General features: G+C 72.3%; 22 protein-coding genes. 16 read left to right on the top strand and 6 right to left on the bottom strand.

Going from position 1 to position 22,092, the window contains the following annotated elements:
• Positions 1 to 68: 68 nt before the first annotated feature.
• From ACFV9T_RS05245 to ACFV9T_RS05225, 5 genes are all read left to right on the top strand, one after another.
• Positions 69 to 509: an Lrp/AsnC family transcriptional regulator gene (locus tag ACFV9T_RS05245; RefSeq protein WP_009713557.1), complete on the top strand. Its 441-nt coding sequence runs from the start codon at positions 69 to 71 to the stop codon at positions 507 to 509.
• 114 nt (positions 510 to 623) lie between these two features.
• On the top strand, positions 624 to 2,267 hold the full coding sequence (locus ACFV9T_RS05240; RefSeq protein ID WP_385436749.1) for an amidohydrolase: 1,644 nt from the start codon (positions 624 to 626) through the stop codon (positions 2,265 to 2,267).
• Between the two features lie 590 nt (positions 2,268 to 2,857).
• Complete coding sequence (gene lnt, locus ACFV9T_RS05235) at positions 2,858 to 4,597, top strand: apolipoprotein N-acyltransferase (RefSeq protein ID WP_385436748.1); 1,740 nt, start codon at positions 2,858 to 2,860, stop codon at positions 4,595 to 4,597.
• A complete protein-coding gene (locus ACFV9T_RS05230; protein ID WP_385436746.1) occupies positions 4,594 to 5,481 on the top strand; it encodes a polyprenol monophosphomannose synthase in 888 nt (295 codons plus the stop codon). The genes lnt and ACFV9T_RS05230 overlap by 4 nt, the downstream gene beginning before the upstream one ends.
• A gap of 85 nt (positions 5,482 to 5,566) precedes the next feature.
• Positions 5,567 to 5,758, top strand: coding sequence for a Rho termination factor N-terminal domain-containing protein (locus ACFV9T_RS05225; protein ID WP_385436744.1), 192 nt, complete (start codon positions 5,567 to 5,569; stop codon positions 5,756 to 5,758).
• Here the strand turns inward: ACFV9T_RS05225 and ACFV9T_RS05220 are convergent.
• Both ACFV9T_RS05220 and ACFV9T_RS05215 read right to left on the bottom strand, forming a co-directional pair.
• The gene (locus tag ACFV9T_RS05220; RefSeq protein WP_385436743.1) at positions 5,725 to 6,144 is read right to left on the bottom strand and encodes a hypothetical protein; all 420 of its coding nucleotides are present in this window, start codon (positions 6,142 to 6,144) and stop codon (positions 5,725 to 5,727) included. The genes ACFV9T_RS05225 and ACFV9T_RS05220 overlap by 34 nt on opposite strands.
• Positions 6,063 to 6,350 carry a hypothetical protein gene (locus ACFV9T_RS05215; RefSeq protein WP_385436742.1) on the bottom strand — a complete coding sequence of 96 codons (288 nt, stop codon included), beginning with the start codon at positions 6,348 to 6,350 and terminating at the stop codon, positions 6,063 to 6,065. Before ACFV9T_RS05215 ends, ACFV9T_RS05220 begins: the two co-directional genes overlap by 82 nt.
• Positions 6,351 to 6,477: 127 nt before the next feature.
• On the opposite strand from ACFV9T_RS05215, the gene fxsA reads away from it, so the two are divergent.
• Complete coding sequence (fxsA, locus tag ACFV9T_RS05210; RefSeq protein WP_385436740.1) at positions 6,478 to 7,092, top strand: FxsA family membrane protein; 615 nt, start codon at positions 6,478 to 6,480, stop codon at positions 7,090 to 7,092.
• Positions 7,093 to 7,169: 77 nt separating this feature from the next.
• Here fxsA and ACFV9T_RS05205 read toward each other — a convergent pair whose 3' ends face one another.
• Positions 7,170 to 7,547 carry an RNA polymerase-binding protein RbpA gene (locus ACFV9T_RS05205; protein ID WP_055556980.1) on the bottom strand — a complete coding sequence of 126 codons (378 nt, stop codon included), beginning with the start codon at positions 7,545 to 7,547 and terminating at the stop codon, positions 7,170 to 7,172.
• A 592-nt stretch (positions 7,548 to 8,139) separates the two neighbouring features.
• Here ACFV9T_RS05205 and ACFV9T_RS05200 point away from each other — a divergent pair.
• Positions 8,140 to 9,660 carry a PLP-dependent aminotransferase family protein gene (locus ACFV9T_RS05200; RefSeq protein WP_385436738.1) on the top strand — a complete coding sequence of 507 codons (1,521 nt, stop codon included), beginning with the start codon at positions 8,140 to 8,142 and terminating at the stop codon, positions 9,658 to 9,660.
• A 13-nt stretch (positions 9,661 to 9,673) separates the two neighbouring features.
• Here ACFV9T_RS05200 and ACFV9T_RS05195 read toward each other — a convergent pair whose 3' ends face one another.
• Both ACFV9T_RS05195 and ACFV9T_RS05190 read right to left on the bottom strand, forming a co-directional pair.
• On the bottom strand, positions 9,674 to 11,287 hold the full coding sequence (locus ACFV9T_RS05195) for a hypothetical protein (protein ID WP_385436737.1): 1,614 nt from the start codon (positions 11,285 to 11,287) through the stop codon (positions 9,674 to 9,676).
• 1 nt (position 11,288) lies between these two features.
• Positions 11,289 to 11,483 (bottom strand): hypothetical protein, encoded by a 195-nt coding sequence (locus tag ACFV9T_RS05190; protein ID WP_039936790.1) that lies wholly within the window; start codon positions 11,481 to 11,483, stop codon positions 11,289 to 11,291.
• A gap of 228 nt (positions 11,484 to 11,711) precedes the next feature.
• On the opposite strand from ACFV9T_RS05190, the gene ACFV9T_RS05185 reads away from it, so the two are divergent.
• Together ACFV9T_RS05185 and ACFV9T_RS05180 are read left to right on the top strand one after the other, a co-directional pair.
• On the top strand, positions 11,712 to 12,134 hold the full coding sequence (locus ACFV9T_RS05185; protein WP_385436736.1) for an ankyrin repeat domain-containing protein: 423 nt from the start codon (positions 11,712 to 11,714) through the stop codon (positions 12,132 to 12,134).
• Positions 12,135 to 12,253: 119 nt separating this feature from the next.
• Positions 12,254 to 12,562: a hypothetical protein gene (locus ACFV9T_RS05180; RefSeq protein ID WP_385436734.1), complete on the top strand. Its 309-nt coding sequence runs from the start codon at positions 12,254 to 12,256 to the stop codon at positions 12,560 to 12,562.
• Between the two features lie 26 nt (positions 12,563 to 12,588).
• Here the strand turns inward: ACFV9T_RS05180 and ACFV9T_RS05175 are convergent, their stop codons facing one another.
• On the bottom strand, positions 12,589 to 13,758 hold the full coding sequence (locus ACFV9T_RS05175; RefSeq protein ID WP_385436817.1) for an ROK family protein: 1,170 nt from the start codon (positions 13,756 to 13,758) through the stop codon (positions 12,589 to 12,591).
• 174 nt (positions 13,759 to 13,932) lie between these two features.
• On the opposite strand from ACFV9T_RS05175, the gene ACFV9T_RS05170 reads away from it, so the two are divergent.
• From ACFV9T_RS05170 to ACFV9T_RS05140, 7 genes are all read left to right on the top strand, one after another.
• The gene (locus ACFV9T_RS05170) at positions 13,933 to 14,829 is read left to right on the top strand and encodes a carbohydrate ABC transporter permease (RefSeq protein ID WP_385436732.1); all 897 of its coding nucleotides are present in this window, start codon (positions 13,933 to 13,935) and stop codon (positions 14,827 to 14,829) included.
• 11 nt (positions 14,830 to 14,840) lie between these two features.
• Positions 14,841 to 15,788: a carbohydrate ABC transporter permease gene (locus tag ACFV9T_RS05165; protein ID WP_385436731.1), complete on the top strand. Its 948-nt coding sequence runs from the start codon at positions 14,841 to 14,843 to the stop codon at positions 15,786 to 15,788.
• Between the two features lie 11 nt (positions 15,789 to 15,799).
• Positions 15,800 to 17,179, top strand: a complete 1,380-nt coding sequence (locus ACFV9T_RS05160) for an ABC transporter substrate-binding protein (protein ID WP_385436730.1) — start codon at positions 15,800 to 15,802, stop codon at positions 17,177 to 17,179.
• Between the two features lie 26 nt (positions 17,180 to 17,205).
• Positions 17,206 to 18,402, top strand: coding sequence for a Gfo/Idh/MocA family protein (locus ACFV9T_RS05155; RefSeq protein WP_385436728.1), 1,197 nt, complete (start codon positions 17,206 to 17,208; stop codon positions 18,400 to 18,402).
• 86 nt (positions 18,403 to 18,488) lie between these two features.
• Positions 18,489 to 18,944, top strand: coding sequence for a peroxiredoxin (locus tag ACFV9T_RS05150; protein ID WP_385436727.1), 456 nt, complete (start codon positions 18,489 to 18,491; stop codon positions 18,942 to 18,944).
• A 140-nt stretch (positions 18,945 to 19,084) separates the two neighbouring features.
• Positions 19,085 to 20,134, top strand: a complete 1,050-nt coding sequence (locus ACFV9T_RS05145) for a rhamnogalacturonan acetylesterase (protein WP_385436725.1) — start codon at positions 19,085 to 19,087, stop codon at positions 20,132 to 20,134.
• On the top strand, positions 20,131 to 22,089 hold the full coding sequence (locus ACFV9T_RS05140) for a DUF2264 domain-containing protein (RefSeq protein WP_385436723.1): 1,959 nt from the start codon (positions 20,131 to 20,133) through the stop codon (positions 22,087 to 22,089). The genes ACFV9T_RS05145 and ACFV9T_RS05140 overlap by 4 nt, the downstream gene beginning before the upstream one ends.
• Positions 22,090 to 22,092: the final 3 nt, after the last annotated feature.

Raw genomic sequence — 22,092 nt, 5'->3', positions numbered from 1 at the left:
GTCCGGAACCGGTTCGCGGGGTGCGCCCGCTGTGCCCGGAGGCCTCCGACCACATAAGGTGATCGGCTGTGGAGGAGTTGGACAGACAAATCGTGGAGCTGCTCGTCAAGGACGGGCGGATGAGCTACACGGACCTGGGCAAGGCCACTGGCCTGTCCACATCGGCCGTGCATCAGCGGGTCCGCCGTCTCGAGCAGCGGGGAGTGATCCGCGGCTACGCGGCCGTGGTGGACCCGGAGGCCGTGGGGCTGCCCCTGACCGCCTTCATCTCGGTCAAGCCCTTCGACCCCAGCGCGCCGGACGACATCTCCGACCGGCTCGCCGAGGTGCCCGAGATCGAGGCGTGCCACAGCGTCGCGGGCGACGAGAACTACATCCTCAAGGTGCGGGTCGCCACCCCGCTGGAGCTGGAGCACCTGCTCAGCCGGATCCGCTCGCTGGCCGGAGTCTCCACCCGCACCACCGTCGTCCTGTCCACCCCGTACGAAGCGCGCCCGCCGCGCGTCTGACCGCCCTCCCGTACTGACCGACCCCGTACTGACCGACCCCCGTACGGGCCCGGCCGGACCTGAGGTCCCCGGCGCCCGGATCGTCCGAAAATCGACCCCGCGAGGCAGCCCGCCGTGAACGACCCGACCCCCGCCCAGGCCGCCGAAGGCCGTACCGTCCTGCTGCGCGGGGGCGAGGTGCACAGCCCCGCCGACCCGTTCGCGACCGCGATGGTCGTCGAGGGCGACACCATCGCCTGGGTCGGCTCCGAGGGTGCCGCGGACGGCTTCGCGGACGGCGTGGACGAGGTGGTGCGGCTGGACGGGGCGCTGGTCACCCCCGCGTTCACTGATGCGCATGTGCACACCACCGCCACCGGGCTCGCCCTGACCGGGCTCGATCTGACGGGCGCCCCGACCCTCGCCGACGCCCTGGAGCGGGTCCGTGCGCACGCCGCCGCCCACCCCGCCGACCCGGTGCTTCTCGGCCACGGCTGGGACGCCAGCGGCTGGCCCGGCGGCCGCCCGCCCGCCCGCGCCGAACTGGACGCGGCCACCGGCGGCCGCCCCCTCTACCTCAGCCGGGCCGATGTGCACTCCGCGGTCGTCACGACCGCCCTGCTCGACCGCGTCCCCGACATCACCGGACGCACCGGCTACCACCCCGACGCGCCGCTGACCGGCGACGCCCACCACGCCGTGCGCGCCGCCGCGTACGCGAGCGTGACGGAGCGGCAGCGCGAGGACGCCCAGCGCGCCGCCCTCGACCACGCCGCCTCCGTCGGCATCGGCTCCCTCCACGAATGCGCGGGCCCCGCCATCTCCGGCGAGGACGACCTCACCGGGCTGCTGCGGCTCGCCGCCGCGCGGCCAGGACCCCGGGTCCACGGCTACTGGGCCGAGGCCGTCACCGGCGCCGCCGACCTGGAGAAGGTACGGGCGCTGGGGGCCGCCGGGGCCGCCGGAGACCTCTTCGTGGACGGCGCCCTCGGCTCCCACACCGCCTGCCTCCACCAGCCGTACGCCGACGCGCCGCACACCGGCACCGCCTACCTGGACGCGGCCGCCGTCGCCGCCCATGTGGCCGTCTGCACCGAGGGCGGCGTCCAGGCCGGGTTCCACGCCATCGGCGACGCCGCCGTCTCCGCCGTCGTCGAGGGCGTACGGGCCGCCGCCGACAAGGTGGGCCTGGCCCGGGTGCGCGCCGCCCGGCACCGCGTCGAACACGCCGAGATGCTCACCCCTGAGACCATCGCCGCCTTCGCCGACCTCGGCCTCACCGCCTCCGTCCAGCCCGCCTTCGACGCCGCGTGGGGCGGTGAGGAGGGCATGTACGCCCAGCGGCTCGGCCCCGAGCGGGCCCGCACCCTCAACCCGTACGCGGCGCTGCTGCGGGCCGGGGTGCCGCTCGCGCTCGGCTCCGACAGCCCCGTCACCCCGCTGGACCCGTGGGGTACCGTGCGGGCCGCCGCCTTCCACCGCACCCCGGAGCACCGGATCTCCGCCCGCGCCGCCTTCACCGCCCACACCCGGGGCGGCTGGCGGGCCATCGGACGGGACGACGCGGGCGTCCTGGTGCCCGGCGCGCCCGCCGACTACGCGGTGTGGCGGACCGGGGAACTCGTCGTCCAGGTCCCCGACACGCGGGTGGCCGGGTGGTCGACCGATCCGCGTTCCGGCACGCCCGGGCTGCCCGATCTCACCCCCGGCGGCCAACTGCCCGTCTGTGTGCGCACGGTGGTGCGCGGACGCACCGTGCACAGCCGTCCGGACGAGTGACGGAAAAGCGCCGCGTACCGCCGAACGATGTCCCACCGGCCTGTCGTGGCGGCTGAACATTGTCCGTACTGACCTGGTCATTTGAGGAAACGGCGCAGGTCATGCGACTGTTGACAGAGTCCGGTTGGTGGCCGGTAGGTTCGGCCCCGTCCACCACAGGACAACCCGACCGGGGAATCTTCACGCAGTCGTCGAACGCCGCTGGGCCAGAGGGAGACGCGCCGCCCAGGCCGTCACCACTGGGAGCCAGGTCCAGCGCACGGGGGCGAGGGAGGGTCGCCGGGTCGGCAGGTGCGACCCGGGAGGGGCCCGGACGCTCAGTAGACAACGGCTCTCGGTCGACCCGCAGCCAGCGGGCCCCAGGTCGGCCCGAAGGGCGTCGGGCCCCCATCCGCACGCACACGGCGGACCGCCCCCCGCGAGGGGGCGGCATCCGCCGAAATCGCGACCCCGGTCCGCAGGGAGATCCCCGGACTCCTTTGCCGCGATTTCGCCGCGTTATCCACAGGTTCCGCACCTCGGGGACACAGCCGCGCGCCCGCGTTATACGGTCACCTCACCACAGCTTGATTGCAGGAAGGCCGTACACCGTGCCCTCGGGTTCCGACACCACCGCCGAAGCCGCCTCGTCCGGCCCGGCCGAAGAACGACCGGACGGGCCGCGAACGTCCGCCGCCGCGCCCCGACCGGGCGACGAGGGGGAGGCCGCGGCGGAGGCGTCCACGCCCCCCGGCGGGGGCCGCCCCGGCCGGTGGCGCCGCCTGGGCGGGCTCGCCCGCCGCGAGGCGGGGCGCAGCGCGCTCGCGGCCGCCGCCGGGCTCGCGCTCGGGCTCGCCTTCCCGCCGTTCGACCTGTGGCCGCTGTCCCTGCTGTCCGTGGCGGCCCTGAGCCTGCTCACCCACGGCCGGACGGTCCGCCAGGGCGCCTGGACGGGGTTCGCGTTCGGGGTGCCGTTCTTCCTGCTGCTGCTGAAGTGGCTGAGCGTGATCGGCTGGGACGCGACGATCGGCCTGTCGGTCATCGAATCGCTCTTCCTGGTGCTGATGGGCGCCGGGTTCGCGCTGGTCTCCCGGCTGCCGTGGCCGTCCCTGTGGCCGCTGTGGACGGCCTGTCTGTGGGTGACCCAGGAGTGGGCCCGGGACCGGGTGCCGTTCGGCGGCTTCCCCTGGGGGCGGCTGGCCTTCGCCAACACCGGGTCGCCGTTCACCCCGCTCGCCGCGCTCGGCGGCGCCCCGCTGGTCACCTTCGCCGTCGCGCTGACGGGCGGTCTGCTGGCCTCCGCCGCGCTCGCCCTGTGGCGGCTGCGGGCGGACGGCCGGCTGACGGCGCGGGGCGCGCTGCCCGCCGCCGGTGCGGTCGCCGTCGCGGCCGCCGTGACCGTGGCCGGGTTCGCGGTGCCGATCCCGACGAAGGCGGACGACAGCGTGGACGTCGCCGTCGTCCAGGGCAATGTGCAGCAGGCGGGCATGGACTTCCTGGGCCGCCCCATGAAGATCCTCAACAACCACGTGGACGCCACGCTCGACCTGGCCAAGGACGTCAAGGCAGGCCGGATCAAGAAGCCCGACCTCGTCATATGGCCGGAGAACTCCTCCGACCTGGATCCCTTCCAGTACCAGGAGGCCTACGCCCGGATCGACGAGGCCGTGCGGGCCATCGGCGTGCCGGTGCTGGTCGGCGCACTGGTCGACCACCCCTCCAAGCCGGGGTACGTGTTCAACGAGGGCATCGTCTGGGACCCCAAGGACGGCCCCGGCGCCCAGTACACCAAGCAGCACCCGGTGCCGTTCGGCGAGTACGTGCCGTTCCGCAAGGAACTCAGCAAGATCATCACCCGGCTGCAGCGCGTCCCCCGCGACTTCTTCCCCGGCGACCACACCGGGCTGCTGCAGGTCGGCCCGGCCAAGCTGGGCGATGTGATCTGCTTCGAGGTCGCGTACGACGAGATCGTGCGCGACACGGTCAACGCGGGCGCCCGCGCGATCGTCGTCCAGACCAACAACGCCACCTACGGCGAGAGCGGCCAGCCAGAACAGCAGCTGGTCATGTCCCGGCTGCGGGCGATCGAACACGGCCGTCCGGTGATCACCGCGGCCACCAGCGGGATCAGCGCGGTCGTCGCGCCGGATGGCACGATCGAGCAGCGGACGAAAGAATTCACGCAAGACGTGCTCACCGCGCGCATCCCGCTGCGTGACGGCACGACTCTCGCCGACCGCGTCGGTGCGACCCCGGAGTGGGTGCTCGCTATGGTGGGCGTTCTGTCCTGCGCGGCCGCGATCATGATCGGCCGTCGGGGACGTACGGACGAGAAGGGGCAGCAGCCGTGAGCGACGCACGCGAGGCCGAGGAGCCGACCACCCAGGCCGACCAGCCGCGCACCGGGGCAGACGAGGCCGACGGGCCAGGTACCGAGGACGGGGGTCCGGAGTCGCGCCGCACCGGCCAGGACGACGGCGGACGGCGGAAGTACGGTCCGCTGGGCACCGTCCTGGTGATCATTCCGACTTTCAACGAGGCGGAGAACATCGCGCCGATCGTCGCCCGGGTCAGGGAGTCCGTACCGGACGCCCATGTTCTCGTCGCCGACGACAACAGCCCGGACGGCACCGGCAAGGTCGCCGACGAGCTGGCGGCCGACGACGACCACGTCAAGGTCCTGCACCGCAAGGGCAAGGAAGGCCTGGGCGCGGCCTATCTGGCGGGCTTCCGCTGGGGCATCGAGCACGGCTACGGCGTCCTGGTGGAGATGGACGCGGACGGCTCGCACCAGCCCGAGGAACTGCCCCGGCTGCTCACCGCGCTCAAGGGTTCGGACCTGGTGATCGGCTCGCGCTGGGTGCCGGGGGGACGGATCGTCAACTGGCCCAAGTCCCGCGAGTTCATCTCCCGGGGCGGCAGCACGTACTCCCGGCTCATGCTCGACGTGCCGATCCGCGACATGACGGCGGGTTACCGGGCCTTCCGCAAGGAGACCCTGGAGGGGCTCGGCATGGAGGCCGTCGCCTCCCAGGGCTACTGCTTCCAGATCGACCTGGCCTGGCGCGCCGTCAAGGCGGGCTTCCACGTCATCGAGGTCCCCGTCACGTTCATCGAGCGCGAGCGCGGCGAGAGCAAGATGAGCCGGGACATCGTCACCGAGGCGGCCTGGCGCGTCATGTCCTGGGGCGTGGGCTCACGGGTGAACAAGCTGCTGGGCCGCAAGGACCAGTAGTCCCAGGGGCCCGTGCGCGCTCGGAGTAGTCCCACGGGCGGCACTCCGTCACCTGCCGGACACTGAAGGCGGAAGGAGGCGGAACATGCCCAAGATGACCATGAAGAGCAGCAAGAGCGCACAGCGCAGGACGATGACCCCCAAGGGTGCGAAGTCCGGCGGCATGGAGGCGCGTACCAAGGAAGACCTGTATCGCGAGGCCCAGAAGGCCGGGATCGAGGGCAGGTCGCAGATGTCGAAGAGTCAGCTGATCTCCGCTCTGCGCCGTAATCGTTGATCCGCTAGCGGATCCCCGGGACGGCCAGCGCGGTCAGCAGCGCCGTCCCGGCGACCATCCAGGCGACGTAGTCGCCGACGTGCCCGGACTGCAGTCGCCGTACGGGCGCGAGCAGCGCGGCCGCCCCGGTGCGGGCGGGCCGCCGACCAGTGCGGCGGCACGAACGCCGGGGCGGACGCCGCGCGTCCGCCGAGCACCGCGTGCCGGTAGCCGGAGCCGTCGGTGAGCAGCGCCCCGGCCCGGCCCACGGCGTGGGTGAGCGACGGGACCAGCCCGACCGCCAGCGCCCCGATCAGCGGCAGCTTCAGCATGGCCCGGCCGGGTCCGGCCGCCACGCACAGCGGCAGCACGATCGCCGGAACCCCGAGCAGCGCCGTCCAGCGCACCAGCCGGGAGCCGGGCCCTGTGCGGCGGGGAGTAGCGCCAGCCCGCCCAGCAGCGAGCTGAGGTTCTGGGCGACCAGCCGGTCCTCGGGCGCCCCACGGGTGACCCACCACAGCACCGGCGCGAGGGCGAGCAGCGGTACGAGTGCCACCAGCCAGACCCCGGTCAGCGCCAGCCACCAGGCCAGCACCTCCAGCACACCGGACATTCCGCCACCTCCGCGGCGGCGGGTACCCGGACCGCCGCCGCCGATTCCCTGTGGATTCCGTCCGGGAGTGCCTGGATCCACGCCCCCGGGGTCCGTGCGGCGCTCGGGTCCGGGCACACTTGGAGGCATGATGACCGGCGCATCTCAGCAGAGCGACTCGACCCGCCCGAAGCGCAGCCGTGCCCGCACTTTCGTACCGCTGGGCGTCGCCGCCTGGCTGGTGCTGGAGATCTGGCTGCTGACCCTGGTCGCGGAGGCGGCCAGTGGGTTCACCGTCTTCCTGCTGCTGATCGCGGGCGCGGTGGTGGGCGCGGCCATCGTCAAGCGCGCGGGGCGCCGGGCGTGGCAGAACCTGGCGCGGACGATGCAGCCGGGCGCCGAGCCCGCCGAGCCCGCCGGGCAGCCGGGGCGCACCGGGAACTCGTTCACCATGCTCGGCGGGCTGCTGCTGATGATCCCGGGACTGGTCTCGGACGTGGCCGCGCTGCTGTGCCTGTTCCCGCCGACCGCGGCGGTGCTGCGGCGCCGCACCGAGAGCGCGCTGTCGCGCCGGATGGGCTACACGCCGGGCTCCCTGGGCGTCGCCTTCGGGCCGGGCGGGCCGGGGCGCCAGCCGGGTCCGGGATCGGGTCCGGCCGGGGGCTCGCGGGAAGGCCAGGTCATCCAGGGCGAGGTGGTCCGGGACGATGTGAGCCGGGACGACGCGGGCCGGGGCGACGTGGTCCGGGACGACAAGGACTGATCGAAAAGCACACAAGGGCCGGGGCCACTGCTCAGCAGCGGCCCCGGCCCTTGTGCGTCAGTACTGCCGTTTGCGGCTCAGGCAGACTTGCGGCTCGTGTCGCGCGGATGCACGGCGATGTTCATGGCGCCCGAGCGCAGGATCGCCAGCCGCTCGGCCAGCACCTCCTCCAGCTCTTCACGGGTACGCCGCTCCATGAGCATGTCCCAGTGCGTGCGCGCGGGCTTGCCCTTCTTCTCCTCTGGTCCCTCGCCGTCGACCAGAAGTGCCATGGCGCCGCACGCCTTGCACTCCCACTCCGACGGGATCTCCGCCTCTACCGAGAACGGCATCTCGAATCGATGTCCGTTCTGGCATGCGTACTCCACCGCCTGGCGCGGGGCCAGATCGATGCCGCGGTCGGTCTCGTAGCTGGTCACCACGAGTCGCGTGCCGCGAAGAGCTCGCTCACTCATGAATCGTGCCTCCCGGGCTTCTCGCCCACAGGACAGGTGTCGCTGTCGTCGTCATCCGGTCAACGTCCGGTCGGCGGTGAAGATTCCCGTACTGGGACATGCGTCGCCCGTCGTGCCGCCCCGTTGTTCTACCCACAGGCGCCCGGTTTGTCACATCTGGCAGCAGATGTCACCCAGCGTTTCTCATGCTTTAGCGCGCAGTAACGGTCCGCCTGGTGGGCCAAGGGCGTACACTACCGCTCCGCGTGCACGAGGGCTAAATCAGGTCACGGATCGGACTCCGTGAACCGCCCTGTGCCACCACCGGTGAACTCTCCGTCGCCCCGCCAGGAGCGCCACCCGCCGCGCCGCCGGTGGCTGAGGGTATCGCGAACAGCCGCAGGAAGTACTGCGAAGCACGAGTCCTCCGTAGGGCTGGATGAGGCGACGGGTGAGGTGGCGGGAGCCCGCTGAGGCTTCCTTGGACAAGGCGTACTCCTGAGGTGTGTGGCCACTTCTGTGCGGGCTGGTGCCATTGGCCGGTGGCGTGTCACTCTGATGCCTGGAAACAGTCCAGTTTCATGGCCAATCCGGGAAAGGTGGACCGCATCCGATGAGTCCGTGGACCTCCGCGGTGGGGGCACCTCAACTGGCCCGGCTGCTCGGCTCCCAGCACCCCCGCGACGCGGCGGCCGCGAGCCCGGTCGAGGCGCTGAACGGCGGCCGCCGCGTCCCCGCCTACCGCGCGCTCGCCGACGGCGTACGGCTGCTCCTGCTGGAGGGCCGCGTCCCGGTCGCCGCCCGCCTCCCCGCCGAGCGTGAACTCGCCGCGGCGCTCACCGTCAGCCGCACCACCGTCGCCGCCGCCTACGAGGCGCTGCGCGGCGAGGGGTTCCTGGAGTCGCGGCGCGGCGCGGGCAGCTGGACCGCCATGCCCGCCGGAAGCCCGCTGCCCACCCGCGGACTCGACCCGCTGCCCCCGGAGGCCGCCGCCTCCGTCATCGACCTCGGCCATGCCGCGCCCCCCGCCCCCGAACCCTGGCTGACCCGCGCGACGCGCGGCGCCCTGGAGGAGCTGCCGCCGTACGCCCACACCCACGGCGACTACCCGGCGGGGCTGCCCGTCCTGCGCCAGGCCCTGGCCGACCGGTACACCGCGCGCGGCATACCGACCATGCCCGAACAGATCATGGTCACCACCGGTGCCATGGGCGCCGTCGCCGCCACCTGTCGCCTCCTCGTCCGTCCCGGTGAGCGCGTCGCCGTCGAATCGCCCAGCTACGCCAATGTGCTGCAGCTGATGCGGGAAGCGGGCGCCCGGCTGGTGCCCGTCGCGATGACCGACAAGCTCGCGGGCTGGGACATCCCCGCCTGGCGCCAGGTCCTCGGCGCCGCCGCGCCCCGCATGGCGTACGTCGTCGCGGACTTCCACAACCCCACCGGCGCGCTCGCCACCGAGGAGCAGCGCCGCAGTCTCGTCGACGCCGCCCGCGCGGCCGGGACGGTCCTGATCGCCGACGAGACCATGACCGACCTGCGGCTGGACGACGTCGCGATGCCCCGCCCGGTCGCCGCCTTCGACCCGGCGGGCAGCAACGTCATCACCGTCGGCTCCGTGAGCAAGTCCTTCTGGGCCGGGCTGCGCATCGGCTGGGTCCGGGCCGCGCCCGACATCATCCGCAGCCTCGTCGCCGCCCGCGCCTACGCCGACCTGGGCACGCCCGTCATCGAACAGCTCGCCGTCGCCTGGCTGTTCAACACCGGCGGCTGGGAGGAGGCCATCGAGGTCCGCCGCGCCCACGCCCGTGACAACCGGGACGCGCTCGTGGACGCCGTACGACGCCACCTCCCCGACTGGGAGTTCACCGTGCCGCACGGCGGGCTCACCCTCTGGGCCCGCACCGGCGGCCTCTCCGGCTCCCGTATCGCGGAGACCGGCGCCCGGCTGGGCGTCCGCGTCCCCTCGGGCCCGCGCTTCGGTGTGGACGGCGCCTTCGAGGGCTACGTCCGGCTTCCGTTCACGGTGGCGGGCGCGGTGGCCGACAAGGCCGCCGCCCGGCTGGCCGCCGCCGCGGACCTGGTGGCGACGGGCGCCACGGCGGAGGCGGAGACCCCGCGCACCTGGGTGGCCTGAACCGCCGCCGGGGTCAGGTGCTGGTGGCCACCGCCCGCTCGCCCGGGGAGCCCGCGTCCGGGGTGGGCAGCAGCCGCAGCACCGCCCGCCGCTGTCCCTCGCTCGTCGCGTCGTCGTACGGATCGGGCGTGGCCGGGACCTGGAGCCGGTGCACCGGGCCCGCGCCGAGCCGGGCGTACCCCCGGCCCGCCGGTAGCTCCGGGACCGGGGTGGTGGGCGGCGGGGCGCCCAGTACGGCGATGGTCTGTTCGAGTGAGGCCGGTCCGAGGACGACCCGGGCGCGGGTGTGGAACCGTACGGCCTCGCTCAGCCCCTCCGCCGCGTCGAGCTGCTCGGCCACCACGACCCGTACGTTCGCGGCCCGCCCATGCCGCAGCGGCACCTGGAGCAGCTCCTGAGGGTCCGTACGGCCGTCCGCCGCCGCCACATGGCTGAGCGCGGACGGCCGGTCCAGCACGATCCACAGCGGGCGCTGGACGTCGTCCGGCGGCGGGTGGCCGAACTGGCGGGCGCGGTTGGCGGCCAGCAGCCGCCGTTCGGTCTCGTGCCCGGCCCACTCCAGCGTGGCCAGCACCCCGGCGAGCCCGCATTCGACGGCCAGCACCCCGGCCCGGCCGCTGAGGCACGCGTACTCGCCGCTCCCGCTGCCGTCCACCACCAGCACGTCGCCGTGCGGCAGCGCCTGCAGCAGGATGGAGCGGAGCAGGGTGGTGGTGCCGCTGCCGGGGCGGCCGAGTGCCAGCAGATGCGGTTCGGTGGAGCGCGGCCCGGTGCGCCAGAGGACGGGCGGCACATCCCGGGTCGTCGCCGCGTCGGCCGCACCGTCTGCGTTGTCCGCGCCGGAGCCGTCGTCGGCCGTCTCGTCGTCGACGCCCTCCAGTACCGGCAGGGTCCGTCGCACGGAGGACGCGTCCGTGAAGCCGAGCACCGTCTCGCCCGGCGCGGTCACGAAGCGCTGGGCGCAGATCGCGGTGGACAGGGCGGGCAGCACCTCCAGGGTGAGCCGGTTCGCCTCCTCGTCCCAGGTGAACAGGTACTCCCGGTCGCGCCCCGACTTCGCGTACAGCAGCTGTTCGATCCGGGCCCGGGCCCCGGGCTCGCCGTCCGTGAAGTACGCGGGGTACCGCAGCAGCAGCCGCGTCAGCCGCCCGTCCTCGTCGAAGGCGAACGACTCGAAGGGGCGGGTCCAGTCCCCGCCGTGGCCGTAGAGCGGATCCGGGTCCTCGGCGGCGGCGAAGTACGGCACCAGCGCCTCGTAGATCAGGCCCAGCCGCTCGGTCTCGTCGGTGCCGGGCCCGGGGGCGGCGGGGGCGCGCACCCGCCCGGCCCAGCCCGCGGCGCCGAGCAGGCCGATCACCGAGGCCAGCGGCCCGTACGGCAGCAGGAAGACGACGAACACGCAGGCGGCCGCGACGAAGAACGCGGGCCCCCGTTGCTCGCCCGGAAGCTCCGCCCACCGGCGCCGTCCGCCCGCGGCAAGCACCCGCAAGCCCCGGGAGAGGGCGACCAGCGGGTGGAAGACATCGGCGGCGCTGTCGGCCGCGGTACGGGCGAACTCGCGGCCGCGGCGGAACGGGGCGCGCCCGGCGCCGCCGAAGCGGAGCCGGGGAAGCGGTAGTCGGCCCACGTCAGATCTTGATCCCGCCCAGCAGACTGGCGAGGCTCGCGCCACCGGCCTTGATGCTCGGGGCGATGGCGGTGCTCGCGAGGTAGAAGCCGAAGAGGGCGCAGACGACGCCGTGGGATGCCTTGAGGCCGTCTTTGCGGAAGAAGATGAAGACGACGATGCCGAGCAGGACGACACCGGAAATGGACAGGATCATCTCGGTCTCCTGGCTGGTGGACTGGCTGGGCTGGCGGGCGACTCTCACCGTGAGTCATTCCAGGGTCACAGCATGTATCCATCCGGGGAAAGGTGCAAATGGGGGGATTGGCTGCGCGAGCGCCACAATGGTCACGTGCCGGTGATCACATGCACAGGTGGCGCGTGCGCGGGTAGCGGCATGCACAGGCAGTGAACGCACAGCTAGCGAAGCCGGAGGCGATACGCGATGAGCGCACCGAACCCCGAGAGCGCCGAACCCGCTCACGACCCGGAGGTGCTGCAACTGGCGGCCAAGGTCTTCGACCTGGCCCGGCACGGCGACACGGACACCCTCGCCGCCTATGTGGACGCGGGTGTTCCGGCCAATCTCACCAATGACAAGGGCGATTCGCTGCTCATCCTGGCCGCGTACCACGGCCATGCGGCGGCCGTCTCCGCCCTGCTGGAGCGCGGCGCCGACCCCAACCGGGTCAACGAGCGCGGGCAGACGCCCATCGCCGGGGCGGCCTTCAAGGGGGAGGAGGAGGTGCTGCGGGTCCTCCTGGCCGCCGGTGCCGACCCGCGCGCGGGCTCGCCCTCGGCGGTCGATACGGCGCGCATGTTCGGGCGGGACGATCTGCTGGCGCTGTTCGGGCCCGCGGCTTCGTAGCGCCCGGGCGGCGGCCGAGCGGTGGCCCGACCCCGCCGAGGTGAATCGAGTTGGTCCTCGGCGGGCCTTCCGCACCCGTATGATCGGTATCCAGTCCCATGTACGGAGTTGGGGGCGCGATGACTGCCACTTGGTGGCTTATGCAGGGTGAGGCCACGGTCGGCGAGTTACGGCAGTACGGGGTCGACCAGCCGGTCTTCCTCTGCCACTTCACGCCCGGACCGGCGTGGGAGAACGCCCGGGACAAGTTCGAATCGTGGTCGGCGCTGCGCGGCCCGGACCCGGACGGGAGCCGTACCGCCCAGGTCATCAGATCCATCATGGACCTCGAACTGCGGCTGGTCCCCACGGACGGCAGCCCGTCGATGGCGCTGTTCACGGAGTGCATCCTGCGGATCGACGGCCACACGGCCCGTCTGCGCTGCTGAAATCCCCTGCCGCAAGGGCCGCTTGACTAGCCGTCCGTCTTGCCGAGGACGAGGACCTGGATCGCCAGCACGGCGGCTCCCCGCGCCCAGTCGTGGAAGTCGGAGACCTTGGTCTCCAGGCCGACCGGGTCCGCCAGCGGATGGCGGTGGGCGGCGATGGTCTCCTGGATGGTCTCGCCCGCCACGTCGACCAGGCCGACCCCCTCCCCGGCGAGCAGGATCTTCTGCGGCATCGCGAAGTTGGCGATCTGCGCCACCAGGACGCCCAGCCCCCGCGCCGCCTCGCCGATCACCCGGCCGGTGACCGGGTCGCCGGACGCGGCGAGGGCGAGGATGCCGGGATAGTCGATCTCGCGGCCCAGCGCCGCCCGCACCTGGTAGCGGATGCTGGGGATGGACAGCAGGGCCACCGCGCTGCCGCGCTCCCCGTCCGGGGTGAGGGGGCCGTTCGGATCGATGATCCAGCGCTTGCCGAGACCGTGGCCGTCCTCCGAGCCGCGGACCAGGGTGCCGCCGATGACCAGGCCGTATCCGATGCCCGCGCCGATCGTGAGAACGACGAAGCGGTCAAGACCACGCCCCGCGCCGAACCAGGTCTCGGCCTCGGTGAGCGCCACCACGTCGTTCTCCACCACCACCGGCAGCCCGGTGCGCACCTCCACGAGCTGGGCGAACGGGACGTCGTCCCAGTCCAGGAAGGCGGAGTCGACGACGGTGGACCGGCCCCGGACATGGCCGCCCACGCCGACGCCGATCCCGGCCAGCCGGGGGAAGTCGCGGCTGAAGTCCTGGACGAGGGCATGGAGGAGGTCCGCCACCTCTTCGGGGACATGGGTGTCCAGCGGACGGGTCCGCTGGGCCACGACCTCGCTCTTCAGTGTGGTGACCACCCCGTACACCGCATCGCCGGTGATCTTGAACCCGGCGAAATAACGGGACTCGGCCACGATGTCCAGCGGCTGGGAGGGGCGCCCCTGCCCGCCCGGCCGGGGTGGACGGGATGAGGCGGGCCAGGCCTCCTCGACCAGCAGCCCGGACTCGATCAGCGGCTTGGTCAGCCGGGTGAGGCTGCCCGCCGACAGATCCAGCCGCCTGGCGATCTCGCCACGGGAGAGCGGTCCGTGCATCAGCACTTCGATCGCCACCGCCCGCTCGGCGGGACTCAGCGGTGCCCAACTGGCCGCCAGCGCACTCATCGAGCCTTCATCATCCACATCCAGGAGCCTATATATCTTTCCCGACGAAAACAATGCCGGGGTCTGTGGCTGTGGATAACGGGTTTTCCCCACCTCATGCAGGGGTCTTGACAGCTCTATTTTTTCGTCACGAAACTAAACGGCCATGGACCACGTCATGGACAAGGGAGTCTTATGGCCATCGCCTCGCCCCGTCGCGAGGGCGCCCGCGGCGACGGGCTGCTCGCCGCCGCGTTCATCGCACCCGCCCTCTTCGGGTTCCTCGTCTTCCTCCTCTGGCCCACCCTGCGGGGCATCTATCTGAGCTTCACCCGCTTCAACCTGCTGACCCCGCCGGAGTGGGTGGGCCTGGACAACTACGTGCGTATGGTCAACGACCCCATCTTCTGGGACTCGTTGCGCGTCACCGTCGTCTACGTGGTCCTGAACATCGGTGTGCAGACGGTGGTGGCCCTCCTCATCGCCGTCCTGATGCAGCGGCTGACCCAGTCGGCGCTGGTGCGCGGCATCGTGCTCACCCCGTATCTGGTCTCCAACGTGGTCACCGGCATCGTCTTCCTGTGGATGCTCGACACCCAGCTCGGCATCGGCAACCAGCTCCTCGGTGCCCTCGGCCTCGACCACATCGCCTTCTTCGGTAGCCAGGCGTGGGCGATCCCCACCATCGCGCTCGTCAACGTCTGGCGGCATGTGGGCTATACGGCCCTGCTGCTCTTCGCCGGACTCCAGGCGATCCCCAAGGACATGTACGAGGCGGGCCGGATCGACGGGGCGGGGGAGTGGCGGATGTTCTGGCGGATCTCGATGCCGCTGCTGCGGCCGATCCTCGCCCTGGTGCTCATCATGACCGTCATCGGATCGTTCCAGGTGTTCGACACGGTCGCGGTCACCACGGACGGTGGCCCGGCCAACGCCACCAACGTGCTGCAGTTCTACATCTACGGTGCCGCGTTCGGACGCTTCCAGTTCGGCTACGCCTCCGCGATGTCCGTCGCGCTGCTGATCGTCCTCAGCGTGATCACCATCGTCCAGTACCGGCTCACCAAAGCCGGTCAGACCGACCTCGGTTAGGGAGGCCCGTCATGGCACTGGCGACATCCACGAAACTCGATGCCCCCAGCCCGGCCACCACCCGGACCGCGATCAAGGTGCGGCGCAGGCCCTCGCCCGGCCGCGTCCTCGCCTGGATCCTGATGGGCGGGGTCATGGTGGTCACGCTCTTCCCCTTCTACTGGATCCTGCGGACCGCGCTGTCCACCAACACCGCGCTCGCCGCCCACCCCGCCTCCCTGCTGCCCGCCGACTTCAGCTTGGGCGGCTTCGCCCGGGTCTTCGGCCTGCAGAGCACCAAGGACGCCCTCGCCCAGGGCGGCTCGGGCGGCAGCCTCGACTTCTGGCGTTATCTGCTCAACTCGATATTCGTCTCCACCCTGGTCACCGGCTGCCAGGTGCTCTTCTCCGCCATGGCCGCCTATGCCTTCGCCCGCCTGCGATGGCGCGGCCGGGACAAGGTGTTCGGGCTGGTGCTCGCCGGGCTCATGGTGCCCGCCGTCTTCACCCTGCTGCCGAACTTCGTCCTCATCAAGCAGCTCGGCCTGGTCGACAACCTGCTGGGCATCGCGCTGCCCACGATGTTCATGACGCCGTTCGCCGTCTTCTTCCTCCGTCAGTTCTTCATGAACATCCCCGCGGAGATCGAGGAGGCCGCGCTGCTGGACGGCGCGGGCAAGGTGCGGGTCTTCTTCCGGGTCATCCTGCCGATGGCCGGGGCGCCGATCGCGACGCTCTCCGTCCTCACCTATATGACGTCCTGGAACGACTACTTCTGGCCGCTGATGGTGTCGTACAGCGAGAGCTCCCGGGTGCTCACCGTCGCGCTGAGCATCTTCCGCGCCCAGTCGCCGCAGTCCGGAGTGGACTGGGCCGGGCTGATGTCGGCGACGCTGGTCGCAGCCCTCCCGATGCTCCTGCTGTTCGCCGCGTTCGCCCGGCGCATCATCAACTCCGTCGGCTTCACCGGAATCAAGTAGGAGGCGCAGCGATGTCACCAGCACGAACCCTCCGCGCACCCCGCGCCCTCCGTACCGCGGTCGCGCTCGGCGGAGCCGCCGCGCTCACCCTCGCGGCGGGCTGCGCACCGCAGGGCTCCTCCTCGGCCGCCACGCAGCGGACCGTCAGCTACTGGCTCTGGGACGCCAACCAGCTGCCCGCCTACCAGGCGTGCGCGAAGGACTTCGAGAAGAAGAACCCCGGGCTGACCATCGATATCACCCAGGTGGGCTGGGACGACTACTGGACCAAGCTCACCGCCGGATTCATCGCGGGCACCGCACCCGATGTCTTCACCGACCACGTCTCCAAGTTCGCCCAGTTCGCCGACCTCGGCGTGCTGGCCCCGCTCGACGAGCTGCCCGCCACCAAGGGCATCAAGAACGCCGACTACCAGCCCGGTCTCGGTGCCTCGTGGGTCGGCCAGGACGGCCACCGCTACGGCGCCCCGAAGGACTGGGACACCGTCGCCCTCTTCTACAACAAGAAGATGGCCAAGGCCGCCGGGGTCTCCGCCAAGGATCTCAACTCCCTGGCCTGGAACCCCCGGGACGGCGGCTCGTTCGAGAAGACCATCGCCCATCTCACCGTCGACCGCAACGGGGTCCGAGGGGACGAGCCGGGTTTCGACAAGCACCATGTGCGGACCTATGGCCTGGCCACGAACGACGCGGGCGAGTCCGACGGCCAGACCCAGTGGAGCGCCTTCGCCGGCTCGGCGGGCTGGAGTTACACCAACAAGCGGCAGTGGGGCGATCACTACAACTACGACCAGCCACGCTTCAAGGACGCCATCAGCTGGTACTTCGGGCTCGCGAAGAAGGGGTACCTCGCACCGTTCACGGACTTCTCCGAGTCCAACGGCCCCGAGGTGCAGCTCGGTTCTGGCAAGGCGGCCATCGCGATGCACGGCTCCTGGATGATCTCCACCTTCGCCGGGCTGAAGGGCGTCGACGTCGGCACCGCCGTGACCCCCGTCGGCCCGTCCGGCCACCGCGCCACCATGATGAACGGCCTCGCCGACTCCATCAGCAAGCACGCGAAGAACAAGAAGGGCGCCGAGAAGTGGGTGGCCTATCTCGCCTCGAACGCGTGCCAGAAGACGGTGGGTGAACACGGCATCGTCTTCCCCGCGACCAGGGCGGGCACGGCAGCGGCAGCCGCCGCCTACAAGAAGGACGGCATCGACACCACGGCCTTCACCAAGCCGGTCGCCGACCGCACCACCTTCCCCTTCCCCATCACCGACTACGCCGCCGACATCAACGCTCTGATGGGTCCGGCGATGCAGGACATCTACGCCAACGGGGCGTCCGCGTCCGACGTGCTCGACCGCACCAACAAGCAGATCAACTTCCTCTTCGACCAGTGACTCTTTGACCGATGAAAGGGCCCTCCATGCCGTTCACCCTTGGCATCGTCGGCGCCGGGCAGTTCGCCGGCCAGTTCGCCAAGCTCTTCCAGGCCCACCCGGGCGTCGGGGACGTCACCGTCACCGATCTGCTGCCCGAGCGCGCGGACCGGCTGGTCTCCCAGTACGGGCTGGCCGGGACCCATCCCACGTTCGAGGCCATGCTGGAATCCGACGTGGACGCCGTCGCGCTGTTCACCCAGCGCTGGACCCACGGCCCCCTCGTCGTCCAGGCCCTGCACGCCGGGAAGCATGTGTACTCCGCCGTGCCGATGGCGGTCAGCGAGGTGGAGATCGCCGCCATCATCGAGGCCGTCCGGGAGACCGGGCTGACGTACATGATGGGCGAGACCAGCCAGTACAACCCGGCCACCGTCTACGCCCGGCAGAAGATCGCCGAGGGCGGCTTCGGGCGGCTCTTCTACGCCGAGGGCGACTACGTCCACGACATGGACCTCGGCTTCTACGAGGCGTACCAGTACAGCGGCGGCGCGGACTGGAAGTCCACCGCGAGCTATCCGCCGCTGCACTACCCCACCCACTCGGTCGGCGGGGTGCTGGGCGCCTGGCAGACCCACGCGGTGAGCGTGTCCGCGATCGGCGTCCGGGACGAGCGGGGGGACGGGGTCTTCGACAAGGAGGTCAGCCAGTTCGACAACGACTTCTCCAACGCGACCGCGCTCTTCGAGGCCGCCGGGGGCGGGTCGTTCCGTATCAACGAGTTCCGGCGGGTCGGCTACCCCTCGCACATCCGTGAGTCGCGGTTCCGCTTCTTCGGCACCGAGGGCAGTCTCGAACAGCTCGCCACCGTCAGCTTCTGGCAGGACAAGAAGGGCGTCCAGGACGTCTCCGCGCACCTTCAGCCCGCGCCGACCCTGTCCGCCGACGATCCGTCGCTCGCCGACGTCGCCCCCGCCCTGCGGGACGCCTTCACCTCGGGCAGCGCGCCCGTGCACGACCGGTCGCAGCTGCCGAAGGAGTTCGCCGAGCTGCCCAACGGGCACGAGGGCAGTCACCACTTCCTCGTCGACGACTTCGTCACCGCCGTCACCACTGGCACCCTGCCCACGGTGAACGCGTGGGTCGCGGCCCGCTACACCCTGCCGGGCATCATCGCCCACCGGTCCGCGCTCCAGGGCGGCACCCGCCTGGACATACCGGACTTCGGTGACGCCCCCGCCTAACCGACGGCGTAACCGGCACACGAGGAGCCGGACCGCCGGGGGCATCGCCCCACGGGGCGGCGGTCCGGCCGTATAGCTTGATCCTCATGGACATCGGTGATGTGGTCGAGGACTTCGAACTTCCGGACGAGGACGGCGCCACCCGTACTCTGAGCGGGCTGCTCGCGGGCGGCCCGGTCGTGCTGTTCTTCTATCCGGCGGCCTTCACGCCCGGGTGCACGAAGCAGGCGTGCCATTTCCGCGACATCGCGGCGGAGTTCAAGGAGCTGGGCGCCCAGCCGGTCGGCGTGAGCGCCGATGTGGTCGAAAAGCAGGCGGAGTTCGCCCGCGCGTACTCCTTCGGCTATCCGCTGCTGTCGGATCCGGAAGGGTTGGTGCGGGAGCGGTTCGGGGTGAAGCGCGGCATCGCGGCCGTACCGACCAAGCGGGTCACCTTTGTGATCGACACCGACCGCCGGGTGCTGGAAATCGTCAAGAGCGAGTTCCGGATGGGAGTGCACGCGGACCGCGCGCTCGACGCGCTCCGCCGCCGGGCGGCGTAGACCTGAAAACACTTGCGGGGGCGGTGCGTTGGCCCGCCCCCGCAAACCTTGTGGGCACTCTAGAAAGCGCTTGCCGAGCGGCGTAGGGTCGGGCCGCCCGACCCTACGCCGCGCCGCACGCGCCGAGCTGAGGAGCCTCCATGAGACGCGCCGGTACCGCACTGCTGGCCGCCACCGCCTGCCTCGCCCTGCTGCCCTGCGCCCCGGCGTGGGCCGGAACCTCCGGCCACCACCCCGGCCACGCCCTCCGCGACTGCACCGGCACCGCCCCGATCACCTGCCACCTCGACGTCGCCCCGGGGACGTACGACGTCACGGCCGTCCTCGGCGGCGCCGACGCGGGCAGCACCACCGTGACCGCCGAGTCGCGGCGCACCCTGCTGCCCGCCACACCGACCGCCGCCCGGCAGCGGCTGAAGGTGACCTTCACCGTCGATGTGCGCGAGCCCGAGGGGGAGCCGACCGGGCCCAGCGGTTCCCCCGGGCTCGACCTCACCTTCGGCGGCGACGCGCCCCGCCTCACCGATCTGAGGGTCACCGCGAGCCGCCGCCCGCAGCTCTTCCTCGCCGGGGACTCGACCGTCTGCGACCAGATCGCCGCCCCGTACACGGGCTGGGGGCAGCAGCTTCCGCAGTACTTCCGCAGCGGCCTCTCGGTCGCCAACTACGCCGACTCCGGCGAGGGTTCCGGCTCCTTCCTCGCCGATCCCCGGCTCTTCCCCACCATGCGGCCGCTGATCCGCAGGGGCGACACCGTGCTCATCCAGCTCGCCCACAACGACAAGCAGACGACCGCCGCCGACTACCGCGCCAACCTCACCGCGCTGCTCGACGGGGTACGGGCGCGCGGCGGCCAACCCGTGCTCGTCACGCCCATCGTGCGCCGCTGGTTCAACGACGACGGCACCCTCGACAACGGCACCGCGCTGCACATCAACGGCCTCGGCGTGAACCTGCCCGCCGAGATGCGCGCCCTCGCCGCCGAACAGCGCGTCCCCCTCATCGACCTCACCGCGCTCACCCGGCAGCTGGTGGAACGGCTCGGCCCGGAGGACTCCAAGGCGCTCTACCTCTACAACGAGGCCCGCGACAACACCCACACCTCCGCCCACGGCGCCACCGAGTTCGCCCGGCTGGTGCTCGGCGAGCTGCGCGCGCAGCGCCTCGTCCCCGGCGGGGTGATCCGATGACGTACCCGTTCCCCATGCCCGCCGAGGACCGCGCCACCAGCCCGTACACCGGGTGGACCCGGGCCCACTGGGAGGCCGCCGGGGACGGGCTGCTCGCCGCCGTCACCCCGTACGCCACCCCCGGGCAGGCCCTCTACCGGCTGCCGGGCCTCCGGCCGAGCTGGTCGGGCGCCCGCTCCGATGGGCTTGAGGGATTCGCCCGCACCTTCCTGCTGGCCGCGTTCCGCGTCGCGGGCGCGCGCGGCGCCGACCCGCACGGCCTGCTGGAGCGGTACGCGGCCGGGTTCGCCACCGGCACCCGGCGGCCCGGCGGCGACGGCCCGGAGGACTGGCCCCGGATCGCCGACCGCAGCCAGCCGCTGGTCGAGTCCGCCTCGATCGCGCTCGGGCTGCGGCTCACCCGCCCCTGGCTGTGGGACCGCCTCGACGACGGCGTACGCCAGCGCGTCGGCGCCTGGCTCACGGACGCGCTGACCGCCACCCCCGTGCCCACCAACTGGGAGCTGTTCCCGGTGGCCGTCGGCGGCTTCCTCGCCGAGGCGGACGTGGAGGCGGAGGCCGCCCGCGCCGCCGTCGCCCGGGGCCTGGAGCGCATCGAGCCCTGGTACACCGGCGACGGCTGGTACAGCGACGGTGCCAACCGCGCCTTCGACTACTACAACGGCTGGGCCCTGCACCTCTATCCGGCCCTCGACGCCTGGCTGTCCGGCGACACCGACCGGCTCGCCCGCTACGGGCAGCGGCTGGCCGCCCATCTCGCCGACTACGCCCACCTCTTCGGCGGCGACGGTGCCCCGCTCCACCAGGGCCGCTCGCTCATCTACCGGTTCGCGGCCGCCGCCCCACTGTGGCTGGGCGCCCTCACCGGGCACACCCCGCTCACCCCGGGCACCACCCGCCGCCTCGCCTCCGGCGCCCTGCGCTACTTTCTCGACCGGGGCGCGGCATCGGGCGGCGGGCTGCTGTCGCCGGGCTGGCACGGCCGCTACGAGGAGCTGGCCCAGCCCTACTCCGGACCCGCGTCCCCCTACTGGGCCGCCAAGGGCTTCCTCGGGCTGCTGCTCCCGGACGGCCACGAGGTGTGGACGGCCCGCGAAGAGCCGGGACCGGCCACCACCACCGATCTCACCCGCGCGGTGCCCGGCCCGAACTGGCTGCTCCAGTCCACCGTGGCCGACGGCCTGGTACGGCTCCACAACCACGGCAGCGAACACCTTCCGCCGCCCGGCGACCCCGACCAGGACGACCCGTACTACGCCCGCCTCGCCTACTCCACGGCCACCGGGCCCGTCCCGTACGGCGCCGCGCCCGACAACCACTTCGGCCTGCTGAGCGGCGGCGGCGACCGGGTCTCCCTGCGGACGGGGCTGGAGCCCCTGGGTGCGGGGGAGGGCTGGGCCGCCTCCCGCCACCGCGCCCGGGTGGTGGGGGAGGAGCGGCCGGAGGAGGTCCGGATCACCGGCCTGGTGCTGGCGCACGGCGCGGCGGAGGTCCGCGTCCACCTGGTGGCGGGGGCCGCCCCGGGCCACGCGGTACGCCAGACCGGCTGGGCGGCCCCGGAGGCCCCGAGCAGCCCGAGCAGCCCCAGCAGCCCAGAAAGCCCGAGCAGCCCGGAAACCGGCCCGCGCTCCGAACTCCTGCCGCTGCACGGCCTGCTGACCGCCGATCCGCTGCCCGCCGCCGCCACGGCCTTCACCGGTCACGCCGTCGCCCCCGCCCTCACCGGCGAGACCACCGGCGGCGCGGCCGGTGACCTGTTCGTCTGCCTGGCCCGGCTGACGGCCGAACCGGACCCGCCGCCGCTGGAGACGCTGGCCCGCGTGGACGTGGCGCTCGCCGCCGACGGCTACGAGGTCCGGGTCGCCTGGTGGGACGGCGCCGCCTACCGCGCCCGCCTGTCGGCCGAAGCGGTCCGCGTCGACCCGTCGATCCCGGCGCCGGTCGGCAGGGGCTGACCG

The sequence above is a fragment of the Streptomyces sp. NPDC059850 genome (assembly GCF_042731515.1).
Lineage (GTDB): Bacteria > Actinomycetota > Actinomycetes > Streptomycetales > Streptomycetaceae > Streptomyces.
This window is presented reverse-complemented; position numbering and strand designations above follow the sequence as displayed.

Coding starts and splice junctions, on each gene's coding strand:
- ACFV9T_RS05155 (WP_385436728.1), top strand. CDS start 17,206: ATGCCGTTCACCCTTGGCATCGTCGGCGCCGGGCAGTTCGCCGGCCAG.
- ACFV9T_RS05150 (WP_385436727.1), top strand. CDS start 18,489: ATGGACATCGGTGATGTGGTCGAGGACTTCGAACTTCCGGACGAGGAC.
- ACFV9T_RS05205 (WP_055556980.1), bottom strand. CDS start 7,547: ATGAGTGAGCGAGCTCTTCGCGGCACGCGACTCGTGGTGACCAGCTAC.
- ACFV9T_RS05175 (WP_385436817.1), bottom strand. CDS start 13,758: ATGAGTGCGCTGGCGGCCAGTTGGGCACCGCTGAGTCCCGCCGAGCGG.
- fxsA (WP_385436740.1), top strand. CDS start 6,478: ATGATGACCGGCGCATCTCAGCAGAGCGACTCGACCCGCCCGAAGCGC.
- ACFV9T_RS05160 (WP_385436730.1), top strand. CDS start 15,800: ATGTCACCAGCACGAACCCTCCGCGCACCCCGCGCCCTCCGTACCGCG.
- ACFV9T_RS05145 (WP_385436725.1), top strand. CDS start 19,085: ATGAGACGCGCCGGTACCGCACTGCTGGCCGCCACCGCCTGCCTCGCC.
- ACFV9T_RS05180 (WP_385436734.1), top strand. CDS start 12,254: ATGACTGCCACTTGGTGGCTTATGCAGGGTGAGGCCACGGTCGGCGAG.
- ACFV9T_RS05165 (WP_385436731.1), top strand. CDS start 14,841: ATGGCACTGGCGACATCCACGAAACTCGATGCCCCCAGCCCGGCCACC.
- ACFV9T_RS05225 (WP_385436744.1), top strand. CDS start 5,567: ATGCCCAAGATGACCATGAAGAGCAGCAAGAGCGCACAGCGCAGGACG.
- ACFV9T_RS05140 (WP_385436723.1), top strand. CDS start 20,131: ATGACGTACCCGTTCCCCATGCCCGCCGAGGACCGCGCCACCAGCCCG.
- ACFV9T_RS05215 (WP_385436742.1), bottom strand. CDS start 6,350: ATGTCCGGTGTGCTGGAGGTGCTGGCCTGGTGGCTGGCGCTGACCGGG.
- ACFV9T_RS05200 (WP_385436738.1), top strand. CDS start 8,140: ATGAGTCCGTGGACCTCCGCGGTGGGGGCACCTCAACTGGCCCGGCTG.
- ACFV9T_RS05185 (WP_385436736.1), top strand. CDS start 11,712: ATGAGCGCACCGAACCCCGAGAGCGCCGAACCCGCTCACGACCCGGAG.
- ACFV9T_RS05170 (WP_385436732.1), top strand. CDS start 13,933: ATGGCCATCGCCTCGCCCCGTCGCGAGGGCGCCCGCGGCGACGGGCTG.
- ACFV9T_RS05190 (WP_039936790.1), bottom strand. CDS start 11,483: ATGATCCTGTCCATTTCCGGTGTCGTCCTGCTCGGCATCGTCGTCTTC.